The sequence below is a fragment of the Belnapia sp. AC561 genome (assembly GCF_979252845.1).
Genome location: NZ_CEEDBP010000066.1, coordinates 1 through 15828 on the forward strand (window position 1 = coordinate 1; position 15828 = coordinate 15828).

At 71.5% G+C, this 15828-nt stretch carries 18 protein-coding genes; 7 read left to right on the top strand and 11 right to left on the bottom strand.

Going from position 1 to position 15828, the window contains the following annotated elements:
* Positions 1-71: 71 nt before the first annotated feature.
* Together AC0IW9_RS29000 and AC0IW9_RS29005 are read right to left on the bottom strand one after the other, a co-directional pair.
* Positions 72-1028: a Bug family tripartite tricarboxylate transporter substrate binding protein gene (locus AC0IW9_RS29000; RefSeq protein WP_471651784.1), complete on the bottom strand. Its 957-nt coding sequence runs from the start codon at positions 1026-1028 to the stop codon at positions 72-74.
* Positions 1028-1831, bottom strand: a complete 804-nt coding sequence (locus tag AC0IW9_RS29005) for an SDR family NAD(P)-dependent oxidoreductase (protein WP_471651785.1) — start codon at positions 1829-1831, stop codon at positions 1028-1030. The genes AC0IW9_RS29000 and AC0IW9_RS29005 overlap by 1 nt, the downstream gene beginning before the upstream one ends.
* Positions 1832-2082: 251 nt before the next feature.
* On the opposite strand from AC0IW9_RS29005, the gene AC0IW9_RS29010 reads away from it, so the two are divergent.
* Positions 2083-2271 (top strand): hypothetical protein, encoded by a 189-nt coding sequence (locus AC0IW9_RS29010; protein WP_471651786.1) that lies wholly within the window; start codon positions 2083-2085, stop codon positions 2269-2271.
* A gap of 92 nt (positions 2272-2363) precedes the next feature.
* Here AC0IW9_RS29010 and AC0IW9_RS29015 read toward each other — a convergent pair whose 3' ends face one another.
* Both AC0IW9_RS29015 and AC0IW9_RS29020 read right to left on the bottom strand, forming a co-directional pair.
* The gene (locus AC0IW9_RS29015) at positions 2364-2789 is read right to left on the bottom strand and encodes a response regulator (protein WP_471651787.1); all 426 of its coding nucleotides are present in this window, start codon (positions 2787-2789) and stop codon (positions 2364-2366) included.
* A 242-nt stretch (positions 2790-3031) separates the two neighbouring features.
* Positions 3032-3814 carry a transglycosylase SLT domain-containing protein gene (locus AC0IW9_RS29020; protein WP_471651788.1) on the bottom strand — a complete coding sequence of 261 codons (783 nt, stop codon included), beginning with the start codon at positions 3812-3814 and terminating at the stop codon, positions 3032-3034.
* 233 nt (positions 3815-4047) lie between these two features.
* On the opposite strand from AC0IW9_RS29020, the gene AC0IW9_RS29025 reads away from it, so the two are divergent.
* Both AC0IW9_RS29025 and AC0IW9_RS29030 read left to right on the top strand, forming a co-directional pair.
* Positions 4048-5037, top strand: coding sequence for a Bug family tripartite tricarboxylate transporter substrate binding protein (locus tag AC0IW9_RS29025; RefSeq protein ID WP_471651789.1), 990 nt, complete (start codon positions 4048-4050; stop codon positions 5035-5037).
* Between the two features lie 61 nt (positions 5038-5098).
* On the top strand, positions 5099-5938 hold the full coding sequence (locus AC0IW9_RS29030; RefSeq protein WP_471651790.1) for an NADPH-dependent oxidoreductase: 840 nt from the start codon (positions 5099-5101) through the stop codon (positions 5936-5938).
* Between the two features lie 32 nt (positions 5939-5970).
* Here AC0IW9_RS29030 and AC0IW9_RS29035 read toward each other — a convergent pair whose 3' ends face one another.
* Positions 5971-6198, bottom strand: a complete 228-nt coding sequence (locus AC0IW9_RS29035) for a DUF3072 domain-containing protein (protein WP_471651791.1) — start codon at positions 6196-6198, stop codon at positions 5971-5973.
* Between the two features lie 195 nt (positions 6199-6393).
* Here AC0IW9_RS29035 and AC0IW9_RS29040 point away from each other — a divergent pair, with 195 nt between their 5' ends.
* Together AC0IW9_RS29040 and AC0IW9_RS29045 are read left to right on the top strand one after the other, a co-directional pair.
* Positions 6394-7665: an extracellular catalytic domain type 1 short-chain-length polyhydroxyalkanoate depolymerase gene (locus AC0IW9_RS29040; RefSeq protein WP_471651792.1), complete on the top strand. Its 1272-nt coding sequence runs from the start codon at positions 6394-6396 to the stop codon at positions 7663-7665.
* A 51-nt stretch (positions 7666-7716) separates the two neighbouring features.
* Positions 7717-8667 (top strand): aldo/keto reductase, encoded by a 951-nt coding sequence (locus AC0IW9_RS29045; protein ID WP_471651793.1) that lies wholly within the window; start codon positions 7717-7719, stop codon positions 8665-8667.
* A gap of 3 nt (positions 8668-8670) precedes the next feature.
* Here AC0IW9_RS29045 and AC0IW9_RS29050 read toward each other — a convergent pair whose 3' ends face one another.
* Positions 8671-8991 carry a hypothetical protein gene (locus AC0IW9_RS29050; protein ID WP_471651794.1) on the bottom strand — a complete coding sequence of 107 codons (321 nt, stop codon included), beginning with the start codon at positions 8989-8991 and terminating at the stop codon, positions 8671-8673.
* 162 nt (positions 8992-9153) lie between these two features.
* On the opposite strand from AC0IW9_RS29050, the gene AC0IW9_RS29055 reads away from it, so the two are divergent.
* Together AC0IW9_RS29055 and chrA are read left to right on the top strand one after the other, a co-directional pair.
* Positions 9154-9612 carry a hypothetical protein gene (locus AC0IW9_RS29055; protein ID WP_471651795.1) on the top strand — a complete coding sequence of 153 codons (459 nt, stop codon included), beginning with the start codon at positions 9154-9156 and terminating at the stop codon, positions 9610-9612.
* Positions 9613-9689: 77 nt separating this feature from the next.
* The gene (gene chrA / locus AC0IW9_RS29060) at positions 9690-11054 is read left to right on the top strand and encodes a chromate efflux transporter (protein WP_471651796.1); all 1365 of its coding nucleotides are present in this window, start codon (positions 9690-9692) and stop codon (positions 11052-11054) included.
* Here the strand turns inward: chrA and AC0IW9_RS29065 are convergent.
* From AC0IW9_RS29065 to AC0IW9_RS29085, 5 genes are all read right to left on the bottom strand, one after another.
* Entirely contained in the window at positions 11049-12227 is a 1179-nt protein-coding gene (locus AC0IW9_RS29065; RefSeq protein WP_471651797.1) for a BaiN/RdsA family NAD(P)/FAD-dependent oxidoreductase, read from the bottom strand. The two genes, chrA and AC0IW9_RS29065, sit on opposite strands and share 6 nt — an antisense overlap.
* Positions 12224-13345, bottom strand: coding sequence for a Kelch repeat-containing protein (locus AC0IW9_RS29070; protein WP_471651798.1), 1122 nt, complete (start codon positions 13343-13345; stop codon positions 12224-12226). The genes AC0IW9_RS29065 and AC0IW9_RS29070 overlap by 4 nt, the downstream gene beginning before the upstream one ends.
* 62 nt (positions 13346-13407) lie before the next feature.
* On the bottom strand, positions 13408-13767 hold the full coding sequence (locus AC0IW9_RS29075; protein WP_471651799.1) for a hypothetical protein: 360 nt from the start codon (positions 13765-13767) through the stop codon (positions 13408-13410).
* A 311-nt stretch (positions 13768-14078) separates the two neighbouring features.
* The gene (locus AC0IW9_RS29080; protein ID WP_471651800.1) at positions 14079-15011 is read right to left on the bottom strand and encodes a sterol desaturase family protein; all 933 of its coding nucleotides are present in this window, start codon (positions 15009-15011) and stop codon (positions 14079-14081) included.
* On the bottom strand, positions 15008-15828 hold an 821-nt coding region (locus tag AC0IW9_RS29085), incomplete at its 5' end, for a polysaccharide deacetylase family protein (RefSeq protein WP_471651801.1). The genes AC0IW9_RS29080 and AC0IW9_RS29085, both read right to left, overlap by 4 nt.

Below are 15828 nucleotides of genomic sequence, written 5' to 3' on the forward strand. Positions count from 1 at the left end.
CCTTCACCCCAACCGAGTGCACTAACTACTTTACCGCCGCAGGCTATGACGCAGACTGATAGGAAAACGCTCTAGTCGGGCTTGATGCCGGCGGCCTTCACCACCTGGAACCAGGCCGCCGTCTCGCTCGCCAGCCGCTCCGCCACCGCGGCAGGCGGGGCGAAGATGGCGAAGGTCCCGGCTTCCTGCGCCCGGCGGCGGACGTCGCCATCGGCCAGCACCGCCTGCACCTCCCGCGTCAGCCGCGCCATGACCGCCGGCGGCGTCCGCGCCGGGGCATAGAGCGCGTACCAGACGTTGATCGGCATGTCGGCCAAGCCGGATTCCCGCAGGGTCGGCACCTCCGGCAGGGCCGGGTGGCGTTCCGGCCCGGTGGTGGCGATGGCCCGCAGCCGGCCGTCGCGGATGAAGCCGATCACCGGCGGCGGGCTGTTCATGTAGAACTGGATCCGCCCGGCGATCAGGTCGCTCACCGTCTCCCCGGTGCCGCGATAGGGCACGTGCACCAGGTCGATCCCGGCCCGCAGCTTCAGCAACTCCGTCCCCAGGTGATGCAGCGAGCCGTTGCCGGCCGAGGCGTAGTTGAGCTGCCCCGGCCGCGCCTTGGCATAGGCGATGAACTCCGCCAGGTTCCGCACCGGCAGGCTGGGATGCACCATCATCACCTGCGGCGTGTCGGTCAGCAGGGCGACGGGGGCGAAATCCTTCTGCGGGTCGAGGTCGGCGACGCCCTCGACCGCCGGCCGCCCGGTCATGGTGCCGGAATAGCCGACCGTCAGCACATGCCCATCCGGCCGGGCCCGGGCCGTCGCCTGCAACCCGATGGTCCCGTTGCCGCCCGGCCGGTTCTCCACCACCACCGGCTGGCCCAGGCGCTGGGCCAGCGGCTCGGCGATCAGCCGGGCGGAGAAGTCGGTGCCGCCCCCGGCCGGGGAGGCGACGATGATGGTGATCGGCCGGCTGGGGAATTCCTGCGCGCGGGCCGGGACGGCCAGCAGCAGCAGGCCGGCGAGCGCCGCGCGACGCATCAGACCGGACCGCTCGCGGTGAAGCCGCCATCCACCACGATCTCGGTCGCGGTGATGAACTTGGCCTCGTCGGAGACCAGGAAGAGCACTGCATGGGCGATGTCCCAGCCGGTGCCCATATGGCCCATCGGCACGCTGGCATGGCGCTTGGCAATCAGCGCCTCCGCGTCATTGGCGCCGAGCTGGCGGACCAGCCGGTGCTCGACCAGCGGGGTGTGCATCAGCCCCGGCACCACCGTGTTGCAGCGGATGCCCTTGCGCGCATAGCCCATGGCGACCGACTTGGAGAAGGCGATCACCCCCGCCTTGCTGGCCGAATAGGCCGAATGCACCCGCCCCGTCGCCATCCTGAGGCCGGCGACCGAGGAGATGTTGACGATCGCACCCTTGCCCTGCGCCTCCATGATGGGAAGCACGTATTTGCAGCCCAGGAAGGGCGTCTTCAGGTTCAGGTCGATCTGCCGGTCCCAGACCTCCTCCGGCATGGTCGCGGGGTCGCCGGGATGGGATCCGCCGACGTTGTTCACCAGGATGTCGATCCGGCCGAAGCGTTCCATGCAGGCGGCGACCGCGGCTTCCACCTGTTCGGCCACCAGCATGTCGCAGGCATGGGTGACGCAGGTCCGGCCCTCGGCGGCGATCAGCTCGGCGGTCTCGGCGACCGCGGCCGGGACATTGTCCAGCGCGAAGACCGAGGCCCCCTGGCGCGCCAGCAGCACCGCCGTCGCCTTGCCGTTGCCCCAGCCCGGCCCGACCGAGCCCGCCCCGGTCACCAGCGCCACCTTGCCTGTCAGGTCCAGCATTCTCGTTGTCTCCCGTATGATCTGCTCAGGCCAGGCTTGCGCCGACTGGGTGGCGAGGCAGGTCCGCGTCCTGCAGGACGCTGCTTCCCTTGGGGTTTCCGCGCGCAGCATGGGATGGCGCGACCAGGGCGGCAAGCCCTGCCCGGCGCGCCGAATGACCGCCTCGTGATTGCATCGGAACGAACCCTCGCCATCGTCAGGCGATGAAGCCCGGACTTCGATCTGCAATGAGGATTCCAATGGCTGCTTCGATGCGTCTTTTGCTGCTTCCGGCCCTGGTGATCGGTGCGCTTGGCCTGGCGGCCTGCGAGCGGGCAGGTCCGGCGGAGCGTGCCGGCCGCAGCGTCGACCGCGCCGGGCAGAACCTGCGCGACGCCGTGGACCCGCCGAAGGGTCCGGTGGAGCGGCTGGGCCGGTCGGTGGACCGCGCCGTCAACTAGTCCCGGTAGGGCACCGCTGCTCTAGAATAAGTCGAATCTTCCGTCCCTGGCGGCTGCGGCCGGTGCCCCCCAGGCACCGATCACCGCAGCGGTCAGATATGGCGTTCGGCCGTTACCATCCCGAAGCCGGGCATCGACGGTTGGTCATGGCCGGCCAGCAATTCGTTGATGACCACCGCGGCCAGGGTCGGGGTGAAGGGCTTGGCGATGAAACGCGCCCCATCGACCTGCTGATGCGGCTCCGCCCGGCTGTACCGTCCCGAGGCATAGATGATCGGCAGATGCGGCCGGATCACCCGCGCCGCGCGCGCCAAAGCGAAGCCGTCCGACCCACCGGGCAGGTTGATATCGCTGAGCATTAATTCGATTTCCGGCCGGTCACATAATAGAGATAGCGCATTCCTGGCATCCTCGGCTTCCAGAATTTCGAAACCCAGGTCGCCCAATGCGTCAACCAATGTCAGTCGCACCAGGAAATCGTCTTCGACGACAAGCAATACAGGTCGGTGACTATGCATGGTGATGGTTCCTTGCCCCTAGGAACCAAGCATCGACTCGGATCAGCGTTGCCCCGGTCGCTGTGACGACCACGTTACATGCAGAAAAACTTTCGAAACTGTCACCCTGTGGTCGCTGCGGGTTCCGGCAGGGAAACCCGTGGGAGCCAAAGCAGTAACGTCGGGCCCGGGCCATGGCCCGCGGTCACGCCGGCGTGGCATGGCCCCCAAAACCAGTGAAGAGAGCCCGTGGCCGGCAGCCGCTATTGCGGCGCGGGGTCCTGCAGTTCCGCGACTTCCAGCAGGGTCATGCCGCTCTGCCGGGCCTGATGGGTCTCATCCTCGCGGCAGGACGTCGCCCGCAGCAGGTCGCTGCCCGGAGCCGTGACCTCCAGCTTGGCGCGCACCCGGCACATCACCCGCCGGGTGCTGGCGACGGAGCCGCCATGCCAGCGGCGGATCGCCTCGTCCCAGGTGCCGGTTTCCATGTACCAGCGGCGCAGGATGCCGCCCGCCCAATCGGCCGAGCGCACCGGATCCAGCGGCCAGTCGGAACCCCGCGCATGCACCCGGGCATTCACCTGCACGCAGCCGGCCATGATGCTCCGCTGCGCCGGCGCCTGCGCCATGAGCTGCCGCGCCGCAGCGAGATCCTGCGGGTAATAGGCCCGGCCGCCGATGCTCAGCGCATGGGCATGCAGCCCGCTTTCCGAAAGCGCGATCGCCACCAGCAGGCCCGGCGGCAGGCCATGCACCTGTTCCGCCCTTCTGGCGGCCAGCAGGCAGGCGCTGCGTGGGGAGGCCGTTCCGCGCACCGGCTCGGGCTCCGGCCGGGCCGCCGGCAGCAGCTCCAGCGGGGCATCCGGCAGGCGTGGCCCGGCGGTACGGACGGCGTCCGTGCCCACGCGGCGCAGCAGCGGCTGGCGCATGGCCTGGTCCCGCGAGGCTGCCTCGGCGCTGCCCGCCAGGCCAATTCCGGCGGGCAGGATGGCCGCGCCGGCCAGCCCGGCCGCCAGCAGGAAACGACGGAAAGCCCGCGCCGCCATTGCGGTGCGAGTTGTTTCCCCCGAAGGGAGGGCGCCCCGCGAAAACCGCGGGAACGCCGCTGAGGGTCGCCGGAAGTTGCCTGCCGGCGTGCCGTTCGCGGACGTCATGCCCTGGCGTTAGCATGGGCCGGAAGGATTGGGCAACATCCCGTGATCAACCGGCAGGGGTGGCGCCGGTCCTGCCCCTGCCCCAATTGCCGGCTAACGGCATCCCCGCCGGGAGACTCCGTCGGATGAAGAACCAGTCGCGCCGCGCCATTCTGGCCAGCCTGCCGCTCCTCGCCGGGGCGATGCGCGCGCATGCGCAGACGGGTTATCCGGAAAAGCCGGTGACCCTGGTGGTGCCCTTCTCCGCCGCCGGCGCCGCCGATATCGCCGCCCGGGTGCTGGCCGCCCATGTCCCGCACCACCTGCCGAATACCGGCGCCACCCTGGTCGTGGACAACCGTACCGGCGCTTCCGGCGCGGTCGGCACCGGGATGGTCGCCCGCGCCAAGCCGGATGGGCAGACCCTGCTGCTGGCGCGCGTCGGCTCCTCCGCCATACTGCCAGCGACCGACCCGCGCACCCCCTATGCCTGGGACGAGTTCACCATGCTCGGCCTGCTGGACGAAAATCCCTTCGTCGTCTGCGTCCGCGCCGATGCCCCCTGGGCCACCCTGGGGGAGCTGGTCACCGCGCTGCGCGAAGGCCCCGGCCGGCTGAACTTCGCCACCACCGGCCCGGCGACCTTGCTGGACCTCGGCGTGCGGCACATGTTCGCCAGCCTCGGCCTGCCGATCGATGCCGGGGTCGCCATCCCCTTCCGCGGCGGCGGGGAAGCGGTGGCGGCGCTGCTCGGCGGCCAGGCGCATTTCATCGGCAACAACCTGAGCGACATGATGGGCGCCATCGGCAGCGGCCAGCTCCGCGCCCTGGTGGTCGGCACCGCCGAACGCCTGGCCGCCCTGCCCCGCGTCCCCACCGCGCGGGAGGCGGATGTGGAGGCGCTGGCGCGGATCAGCGGCTGGAACGCCCTGTTCGGTCCGCCCGGCCTGCCGGACCCGGTGGTCGAGGCCTGGGCCGCGGCCCTCGGCAAGCTGCGCCAGGATGCCGGCTGGCTCGCCGCCACCCGCCGGGTCGGCTCCATCCCCCGGCTGCTCGCCCCGGCCGAGACGCTGGACTACGTGCGGGCGCAGGTCGCGCTCTACCGCGACCTGGCGAAGCGGCTGGGACTGGTCTGAACCCGCGCTTGCCAAGCCGGATGGGGCGGCTAGCCTGCCCGCCATTCCGGAGACGATGCGCATGGACAGCCTGACCCCGACGACGACCAGCAAGACCGAAGCCCTGGCGCTGCGCTACGGCGAGGCCGAGATCCCCGCGGCCGGCCCCTGGAACGAGACCATCGCCGGCATGCTGGACCACCGCTCGGTCCGCGGCTACCGGCCGGACGCGCCACCCGAGGGCACGCTGGAGACGCTGGTCGCCGCCGCGTCTTCCGCCGCCACCTCCTCCAACCTGCAGACCTGGTCGGTCGTCTCGGTGCGGGACCCAGCCAAGCTGGCGGTGCTGGCGGAGGTCGCGGGCGGCCAGAAGCACATCCAGCAATGCCCGATCTTCCTGGTCTGGCTCGCCGACCTTTCCCGCAATGCCCGGCTGGCCGAGGAGGAGAAGACCGTCCTCGAAGGCATGCCCTATCTGGAAAGCTTCCTGGTCGCCTCGATCGATGCGGCGCTGGCGGCGCAGAATGCGGTGGTGGCCGCCGAATCCCTCGGCCTGTCCACGGTCTATATCGGCGCGCTGCGCAACGACGTGGTGCGGGTGGCCGAGACGCTCGGCCTGCCGCCGGGCGTGGTCGGCGTCTTCGGCCTTTGCGTCGGCTATGCGAGCGATGCCGCCAAGGCCGAGGTGAAGCCCCGCCTGCCGCAGGCGAACGTGCTGCACCACGACACCTACGACCATGCCGCGGAACCGGCCCAGCGCGCCGCCTACGACGCGCTGATGACCGGCTTCTCCCAGCGCAACGAGATGGCGGCCGATACCTGGACCGCCCGGGTCATCAGCCGCATCGGCACCATGAAGGCACTGCGCGGCCGGGACCGGCTGGCCGCGGCTATCCGCTCGCTCGGCGTGCCGCTGAAGTAGGCCCTACCGGCCGAGGCCGGTCTTCTCCTGCCCTACCGGCCGCGGCCGGTCTTCTCCTGCAGGGCATCGATCCGGCGCGAGGCATCCGCCTTGCTGAGCTCCGGATCGAATTCCTCGCCGGCTTCCTCGGACAGGGTCTTGAGGTAGCTGGCCTGGGCGCCGGTCATGCTCTCGTCGCCGGTGGTCCAGTTGTCCGGGTCCTTGATGGTGTTGGAGCCGGGCTCGGGGTCGGTCTTCGGGTTTTCGGGCGTCTTGGTCATGGGTCGGGTATTCCTGCTGGTAACCTGTTCCCTAAACGTTCGTACCGGCCGAGGTTTCCCCCGCGCCTCGCGTATTCCTGCCATTCCCGACCGCACGGGGTTATGCTGCACCGCAGCGAAACCGCGGCCCGGCTGGCACGCTGGAGTTCCGACGCCACGAAGCGAGGCTTCGCGTGCCCCCGAAAGGACCTCGCCTTGACCCATATCCGTAGCCGCCTCGCCGATCTCGTCCGCCAGCAGCAGGAGCGGCTGAAATCCGGCGCCGCCTGGTCCACCGCCGGCCATGACGATTCGGCCCTGACCGAGGTGACCGATTTCGGCGCCAATCCCGGCGCCCTGCGCATGCTGGCCCTGCTGCCGCCCGGGCTGCCCCGCAACGCGCCGCTGGTTGTCGCGCTGCATGGCTGCACCCAGACCGCCGCCGGCTATGCCGAGGGCACCGGCTGGGCCCGGCTGGCCGAGGCCAATGGCTTCGCCCTGCTGCTGCCGGAACAGCGCCAGGGCAACAACCCCAACCGCTGCTTCAACTGGTTCGAGCCGGGCGACACCACCCGCGGCCTGGGCGAGGTCGCCTCGATCCGCCATGCCATCGGCCACCTGATCACGACGCAGGGCATCGACCCGGCCCGGGTCTTCGTCACCGGGCTCTCGGCCGGCGGCGGCATGACCTCCAACCTGCTCGCCACCTATCCGGAGGTCTTCGCCGCCGGCGCCATCATCGCCGGCCTGCCGCATGGCGCCGCCGCCAGCATGCCGGAGGCCTTCGAGGCCATGACCACCGGCCGGCCGCGCCCGGCCGCGGATTGGGCGGCGCTGGTGCGCCGCGCCTCGCCGCACCAGGGGCCCTGGCCGCGCGTCTCGGTCTGGCAGGGCGATGCCGATACCACCGTGCGCCCGGCCGTCGCCGAGCAGATCCTCCGGCAATGGGCGGCGCTGCACGGCACCAGCGGCACGCCGGAGGAATCCGGCAGCGGCGCCCGGCGCAGCCTCGCCTGGCGCGGCCGCGACGGCACCGTGGTGCTGGAACACCACGTCATCGCCGGCATGGCGCATGGCGTGCCGGTGGACCCGGCGGTGCTTGGCACCGCGGGGCCCTATTTCCTGGCCACCGGCGTCGCCTCCACCCTCGAGATCGCCCGCTTCTTCGGCCTGCCCGTGGCACTCGAGGCGGCGGCCCCTTCGCAAGACGCAAGCGGATCGGCTTCGTCGCGGGACGCGGGCGGATCTGCTTCGTCGCGGGCCGCGACTGGGGCAGCTTCGTCGCGGGACGCGACCGGGTCGACTTCGTCGCGGAGCACGGCCGGAGCCGCGCCGCCACGCGGCGCGACCATCGACCAGGACGGCACCCCGGTGCCGGAGCAGCGGGCGGATGACGGCTTCTCCCTCGGCGGCATCAAGCTCGACAGCATCGACCCGGGCGGCGTCATCCGGAAGGCGCTGACCGCGGCCGGCCTGATCAAGAGCTAGCCGCCGCGCCGAGGCTGCCGCATCCTCCCGTCACATCACAGGAGACGGGTCATGGAACAGCGCAGCCTCGGGCGGTCCGGCATTTCGGTGCCGCCGCTGATGTTCGGCGGCAATGTCTTCGGCTGGACCGTGGACAAGGCGGCCTCGCACCGCCTGCTCGACCGGCTGGTCGAGGTCGGGCTGAACGCCATCGATACCGCCGATGTCTATTCCTACTGGGTGCCCGGCCACATGGGCGGGGAAAGCGAGGCCATCATCGGCGAATGGCTGGCCGCGCGCGGCAACCGATCGAAGGTGATGATCGCCACCAAGGTCGGCATGAAGATGGGCTCGGGCGAGCAGGGCCTCTCGCGCGCCTGGATCATGAAGGAAGTGGATGCCAGCCTGGCGCGGCTGAAAACCGATGTCATCGACCTCTACCAGGCGCACAAGGACGATGCCGATACCCCGCTCGAGGAGACGCTCGGCGCCTTCGCCGATCTCATCAAGGCCGGCAAGGTGCGCGCCATCGGCGCCTCCAACTATACCGCGCCGCGGCTGAAGCTGGCGCTCGAGACCAGCGCGAAGCTCGGCCTGCCGCGCTACGAGACGCTGCAGCCGCTGTATAACCTCATGGACCGCAAGGTCTTCGAGGACGACCTCGCCGCACTCTGCCGGGCGGAGGGGATCGGGGTGATCAACTTCTACGCGCTCGCCTCCGGCTTCCTCAGCGGCAAGTACCGCTCGGAGGCCGACTTCGGCAAAAGCAAGCGCGGCGCCAACATGGCGAAGTACCTGAACCCGCGCGGCCTCAAGGTGGTGGATGCGCTGGCGGCGGTGGCAGGCGAGACGGGCACCACCTCCGCCCAGGTCGCCATCGCCTGGCTGCTGGCGAAGCCCGCGGTCACCGCGCCGATCGCCAGCGCCACCAGCCTCGAGCAGCTCGACGACCTGGTGAAGGCGGCGAGCCTGAAGCTGAGTGCGGCGCAGGTCGCGGCGCTGGACGCGGCCAGCGCCGAGTAGCGCTCAGCCCTTCCCGGTCATCTTGGCGAAGACCGCGCGGTCCCGGTTCTCCTGCATCAGCATGCGGAAGCCCGGGATCGTGTCGAGGCCGAGGCCGAGGGGGATGCCGGTCTCGGTATCCTCGGTGACCTTGGCATAGCTCTCGCCGGTGAACTTCTCCCATTTGCCGGCCGGCTTCTTGACCTCGATGTGCACGACGGTCGCCTTCAGGACCATCCGCACGATGGCCTCCTTGGGCGAGGAGGGCTTGGTCAGGCTCGGCATGCCGGCGATCATCACCCAGCCATTGGTCATGGCCCAGGCGGTCAGCTCTTCCTTGGTCATCGGGCGCTCTCGCTTCTGCTGGCTGCAGCCATAGGCCGGATCGGCCGCCGCCGCATCAGGGACCGGCTTCCCGCCAACGTGACACGGACAGGCCTGTCCGGAAATGGACCCTCGCGCGAGACGCGCATATAGGTCCCGTCCGTATACGAAGGAGTTCTCATCATGGGCCTTGCCAATCCCGGCACGCCCTACGTGCTGATCCTCGCGCTCGCCCTGGCAGGGTGCGGCAACAGCGAACCCACGCCGGCCCCCCGCGCCCAGGTCCCCGTGCCCGCCGAGGCCCAGGCGCAAGCGGCGCCCCCGGCGCGGACCAATCGCTTCGACGGCCGCTGGGCCGGGCATTTCGTGCTCGGCGGTGGCGCCGCCAGCGGCTGCGCCGCCACGCACCGGCGGGCCATGGTGGTGCAGAACGGCGTGGCCGCCGTCACCTACAACCGCTCGCTGCAGAGCACGGCGACCGGCGAGATCCAGCCGGATGGACGGGTCACGCTGCTGGCCACGGGCAACCAGGCGATGCGGCTGGACGGGCTGTTCGAGGGCACGCTCTTCACCGGCACCATGGAATCGGGCGGTGTCCGGCAGCGCTGCCACTACGATATCGAGATGACGCGGCGAAGCTGACCGCGGCGGGCCGCGAAAGCCATCGCCGCCGCTTGCGGGAGCGTGCAAAACCGGCGGGACGCGATGGATGCCCCCACATGCCGGCCAGCCTGCCCACCCCCGCCTCCCCCACCCCAGCCTTTTCCACCCCAGCCTTTCCCAGTCTGGCCCAGGCGCTGCGCGTCTGGTTCCGCATCGGCTGCCTGTCCTTCGGTGGCCCGGCCGGGCAGATCGCCCTGCTGCACCGGGAGGTGGTGGATGAGCGGCGCTGGGTCTCCGACGCCCGCTTCCTGCATGCGCTGAACTTCTGCACCCTGCTGCCGGGGCCGGAGGCGCAGCAGCTCGCAACCTACCTCGGCTGGCTGATGCATGGGGTGCGCGGCGGGCTCGCCGCCGGGCTGCTCTTCATCGTCCCCGGCGCGCTGGTGATGCTGGCGCTCTCGGCCATCTACGTCGGCTTCGGCGCGGTGCCGCTGATCGCCGCGCTGTTCTTCGGGCTGAAATGCGCCGTGCTGGTGCTGGTGGTCGAGGCGCTGCTGCGGGTGGCGCGGCGGGCGCTGAAGGGGCGGGTCGCCTGGGCGCTGGCGGGGGCGGCCTTCGTCGCGCTGTTCCTGTTCAACCTCCCCTTCCCCGTGGTGGTGCTGGGTGCCGCGCTGGTGGGCCTCGCCGCCCCGGCGGCCTTCGCGGGTGGTGGCCATGGCGCGGCCAAGGCGGGCCCGCCGGCGCTGCTGGATGCGCTGCTGCTGGCCGACCCCGGGCGCATCGACCGGATGAGCGGCGCGGCGCGGCGGGCGGGGCTGATCGCCCTGGCGCTGTGGGTCTGGCCGGTGGTGCTGCTGCTGGACCAGGGCGGGCTCTTCGGCGACCTCGCCTGGTTCTTCTCCAAGATGGCGATCGTCACCTTCGGCGGCGCCTATGCGGTGCTGGCCTATGTCGCGCAGGAGGCGGTGGAGCACTACCGCTGGCTGACCGCGGGGCAGATGCTGACCGGGCTCGGCCTGGCGGAGACGACGCCGGGGCCGCTGATCCTGGTGCTGCAATTCGTCGGCTACCTCGCGGGGCATGCCTGGGGGGGATTCGCCGGCGGCGTGCTGGGCTCGGCGGTGACGCTGTACGTGACCTTCGCGCCCTGCTTCGCGCTGATCTTCCTGGGCGCGCCCTACGTGGAGCGGCTGCACGACGCACCAAGGCTGAAGGGGGCGCTGGCCGGGGTGACGGCGGCGGTGGTCGGCGTCATCGCCAATCTGGCGGTCTGGTTCGGCCTCCGGGTGCTGTTCGGAGAGGTGCGGGCGGTGCCCTTCGGGCCGATGGTGCTGGAGGTGCCGGTGGCCGCCAGCCTGGACCCGGTGGCGCTCGGGCTGGCGGCGCTGGCGGCGGTCTGCCTGTTCCGGCTGAAGCTCGGCGTGGTGAAGACGCTGGCGGTGGCGGCGGTCGCGGGGCTGGTGGTGAAGTCGGTGCTATAGCGCCTCGCCGGCCACCCAGCCGCTGGCCCAGGCCCACTGGAAGTTATAGCCGCCGAGCCAGCCGGTGACGTCCACCGCCTCCCCCACCGCGAACAGCCCGGGCACCGCCTTGGCTTCCAGGCTGCGGGAGGACAAGGCGTCGGTGTCGATGCCGCCGAGGGTGACCTCGGCCTTGGCATAGCCCTCGGTCCCGGCGGGCAGCAGCTCCCAGCGCTTGAGCTGGAGGGCCAGCGCATCCAGCGCGCGGTCGGGCAGGTCGGCCATGCGGGGCAGCGGCAGGTGGGCCTCCGCCATGGCCTGGGCCAGGCGTTGCGGCAGCAGCTCGGCCAGGATGGTCTTGGGCTCGGCCTTGGGGCGGGCGCGCTTGCGTTCGCGCAGCAGCGTCGCGGCGTCGAGGCCGGGGAGCAGGTCGAGGGCGATCGGCGTGCCCTCCCGCCAGTAGGAGGAGATCTGCAGGATGGCGGGGCCGGAGAGGCCGCGGTGGGTGAAGAGCATCGCCTCGGGGAAGGCGCGCTTGCCGCAGCGGGCGATGGTGGGCAGGGCGACGCCGGAGAGCGAGCGCATCAGGTCGAGCGGGGCACCCTGGAAGGTGAAGGGCACCAGGCCGGGGCGCGGCGCGACCAGCGGCAGGGCGAAGCGGCGGGCGAGATCATGCGCCAGGCCGGTGGCGCCCATCTTGGGGATGGAGAGGCCGCCGGTGGCCAGCACCAGGGCCGGGGCGGTGAAGGCGCCGGATTGGGTGGTGACGCGGAAGCCGTCCGGCTTCTCCACCGCCGAGATGCGCTGGCCGCAGCGGAGGTCGACGCCGACGGCCGCGGCCTCGGCCAGCAGCATGGCGACGATGGCGCGGGCCGAGCCGTCGCAGAACAACTGGCCCAGCGTCTTCTCGTGGAAGGCGATGCCGTGCTTCCGCACCATCCCGATGAAGTCGTGCTGGGTGTAGCGGGACAGCGCCGACTTGGCGAAATGCGGATTGGCCGAGACGAAGCGGTCCGGTGCGCAATGCAGGTTGGTGAAATTGCAGCGGCCGCCGCCGGAGATGAGGATCTTCTTCCCCGGCTCCTCCGCATGGTCCAGCAGCAGCACCCGGCGGCCGCGGCGGCCGGCGCTGATAGCGGCCATCAGCCCGGCGGCGCCGGCGCCGAGGATGATCGCGTCGAAGGAGTTCGTCACGCCAGGGTAAACGCCTCATGCACCGAGGATTGCACTCCGCCGCCGAGCACCGCGCCGCCGCCGGCGACATGGACCCAGTCGCCGAGGGTGACGGCGGCGACCGCGTGGCGCGGGGTCGGCATCGGCGCATGCTGCTGCCAGGTGTCGGCGGCGGGGTCGTAGCTCTCCATCTGGCCGAAGACCCTGGCCTGGCGGGGCACCCCGCCCTCCAGCGAGCCGCCCTCCCCGCCCATGGCGAAGAAGCGGCCGCGGTAGGCGACCAGGCCGTGGCCGGAACGCGCGGTCGGCAATGGCGCGCGCAGCTCCCAGGTATCGCGGGCCGGCAGGTACACGTGGTGGAGGTCGGTGTTGTACTCGAAGGTGTTGAAGCGGCCGCCGATGATGTGGATCCGGCCCTCATGCGCCATGACACCGACATGGTCGCGGGCACCGGGCAAGGCTTTCCGGGTGCTCCACTGGTCCGTCTGCGGGTCGTAGACCTCGTGCCAGCCGACGCTGGCGCGTTCCATGGTGGGGGCGCCGGCGCCGCCGATCAGGTGGATGCGGCCGTCGAGCGAGACGGCGGCGGCGGCGCCGCGCGGCCGGGGCAGCGGGCGGATATTGGTCCAGCGGTCGGCGGCCGGGTCGTAGGCATAGGCGTGCTCGTCGGGGTTGCGGTTCTGCTCGATGAAGCCGCCGAAGGCATAGACGCGGCCGGCATGGGCGACGACCGCCACATGGTTGGCGCCGCGCGGCAGGCTGGCGCCGATCAGCCAGCGGTCCGCGGCGGGGTCGTAGATGTGGTGGTAGCCGCGGTCGACCCGGCCTTCCCCGTAGCCGCCGACGACATGCATCCGGCCGTCCAGCGCGGTGGCCCAGGCCATCTCGGAGCGGGGGATGGGCAGGGCGGCGCGCGGCGCCCAGCGGCCGGGCGGGCCGGCGGGGGCGGTGCTGGCGGTGAAGCGCTGGGCCTCCTGCTCGGCGGTCAGGTGGTGCGGGGTGCCGCCCTTCAGGCGGTGATAGGCATCGGCCGCGGGGGCGGCGGGCGGCAGGGCGGGGTGGCTGTGCTGGGCGAGGGCACCCCGGGCGAATATGGCGGGCGCCGCCAGGGTGGCGGCGAGCAGGGGACGGCGGTGCATGCGGGGGCGCTCCGGGCGGGTCGGCCCAATAGTGTGGACTGGTGGGGAAAGGGGAAGCCCCCCTAGAGGCGCGAGGCCCAGGAGAGGAAGACCAGCAGCCCGGCGACGCCGGCTGCGGCATGGGCGCCGAGCATCGCCTCCGCCCGGCCGGGGGTGCGGCGGTAGCTGAGGCGGGCGAAGAGGCCGAGGGCCATGGCGGCGGCGAGCAGGCCGGTGGCCCAGGCGGCGGCGGTGCCGGCGGGCAGGGTGATGCCGGCCGGGGTCCAGTGCAGCAGGATGAGCAGCAGCTCGACCCCGGCGGCGCCGAACACGAGGTGGAGGGTGGCGAGGCGCGGCCTGCGGCGGCGGCCGAGGTAGGCGAGGCCGAGGATGATGCCGAGGGCCACCGTCGCGGCGAGGAAGGCGATGGCCAGATCTTTCACACGGGCATCCTCCCGGTCTGGCCGAAAAGGCCGGTTTATGTCCGCTCAATACTGCTCAATTCGGCTAAATTCCGTAAAATTCGCCTAAATTCCCTAAAATTCTGCTCAATTCCGTAAAATTTTGGGTCGGAATTTTAGGCCAAACTTTTGATATCAGGCGAATTCTCTATGAGCCCGGGGCGCCGGACCGGAATTTTGGCGCCGGATGGCATGGCGATGCCAGAGACAATAATCCTATAGCCCGAAGAGGCTGCCGCTTGCAAGCCTCGACCGTTGGCCGCGCCTCAGCGCCCGCGCAGCGCCGCCGTGCATCAGCGTCCGCGCAGCGCCGCCGCGACACCGCGCAGCCCCAGCACCTGCTGGCGGAACCAGCCGCCGGTCGCCAGTTCCTCCCGCACCCCGGGCACGCCGGTCGGCGGGAAGTGGTCGCGCCGCCAGTCGCCGGTGCGGAAGATCCAGTCCCAGACCGGCAGCAGCACGGCGAAATTCCGGCCCGAGGCGCCGGCCGAGAGCTCCCCGTGGTGCAGCCGGTGGAAGCGGGGGGAAACCAGCAGCCGCTCCCCCACCCGGCCGAAGCTGAGCCGGACATTGGCATGGGACAGGCTCTCCCCCAGCCGCAGCAGCAGGACGATGATGGGGAACTGCCCCGGCGGCACGCCGATCAGCAGCGCGATCGCCCCGAACCAAAGCGCGGCCAGCACGTCGTCCAGGATATGGTTGCGGTCGTCGGTCCAGAAGGTCATCTGGCGCTGGGCGTGGTGGATCTCGTGCAGCGCCCACCACCAGCGGAAGCCGTGCTGCGCCCGGTGCCGCCAGTATTCGCCGAAGTCCAGCACGATGACGTAGACGACCAGCGCCAGCAGCGGCGAGACGCGGAGGACGGGGACGATCTCCTCGAGCGTCGGCGGCAGCAGCCCGGCCTCGGTCAGCCAGCCCTCCCAGCGGGACTGCAGGGAGGCCAGCAGTACGAAGGCCAGCAGCGGCAGCACGCCGAGCCGGCTGAGGAAGGTATAGACCATGTCGGTCCGCACCGCGCGGCCATCGGCGACCGGCTCGACCGGGCGCCAGGCCTCGAGCGGCCGGCAGACGGCATAGACCACGGCGATGGTCAGCAGCCCGAAGAGGCCGAAGTCCAGCCAGCCATAGGCATCCTCGGCCCAGTCCATCAGGCCGAGGGCATAGAAGGCGGGCTGGATCAGCGTCTCGAAGATCCAGCCGGTCAGGTGGGCGTAGAGGTCGGTCATGCTTTCCCGGTCGGCGGCAGGGTGGCGAAGCAGAAGCCGCGGGCGAGCAACCCGCCGAGCACCTCGTCCAGCACGCCGGCGAAGGGGTCCTGGCGGCTGCGGACGCCCCAGTGGAGGACGATCACCTCGCCGTCCCGGGCGCTGGCGATGGCGCGGCGGGCCAGGGTCGCGTTGGGATGCGCGGTGCTGTCCAGCTCGTCGCCCCAGAAGCCGTTGGCGGTCCAGCCCTGGTGGCGCAGGCCGCAGGCGGCGGCCATGGCGAGGGCATTGGGCGTGGTGCGGCCGCCGGGGGCGCGCCAGAGCGGCAGCACCTGGGCGGCGGGGACCATCTGGCGCAGGCGCTCGACCGGGCGCTGCAGCTCGGCGCAGAGGGCGCGCTGGTCCAGCACCTCGGCGCCGGCGCCCTGGCGGTTGACGTAGCGGGTCTGGCCGGGGGCCGGGTCGCCGCGGAAATACCAGTGGCGCCAGGTATGGCTGGCGAAGGCATGGCCCTCGGCCGCGCGGGCCCGCCAGAAGGGCGCCCAGCTCTCGTCCAGCGTGCGGTCGCCGCGCCACGTGGGCTCGTCGGCGAGGAAGAGGGTGGCGCGGATGCCGCGGCGGCGCAGCACCTCGGCCATCGGCTCGGCCTCGCGGCTCCAGCCGGTATCGATGGTGAGGTAGAGGGTGCCGCGGCAGGCGGCGGGGGTTTGGGCGGCGGGCGTCTGGGCCCGGGCAGTCAGCGGCAGGGCGGCGAGGCCGCCGAGCAGGGCGCGCCGCCTCACCGGCCCATCCAGCGGCGCCACCAGGCTGCAGCCTCGACCGGCGGCTGGTCCGCCAC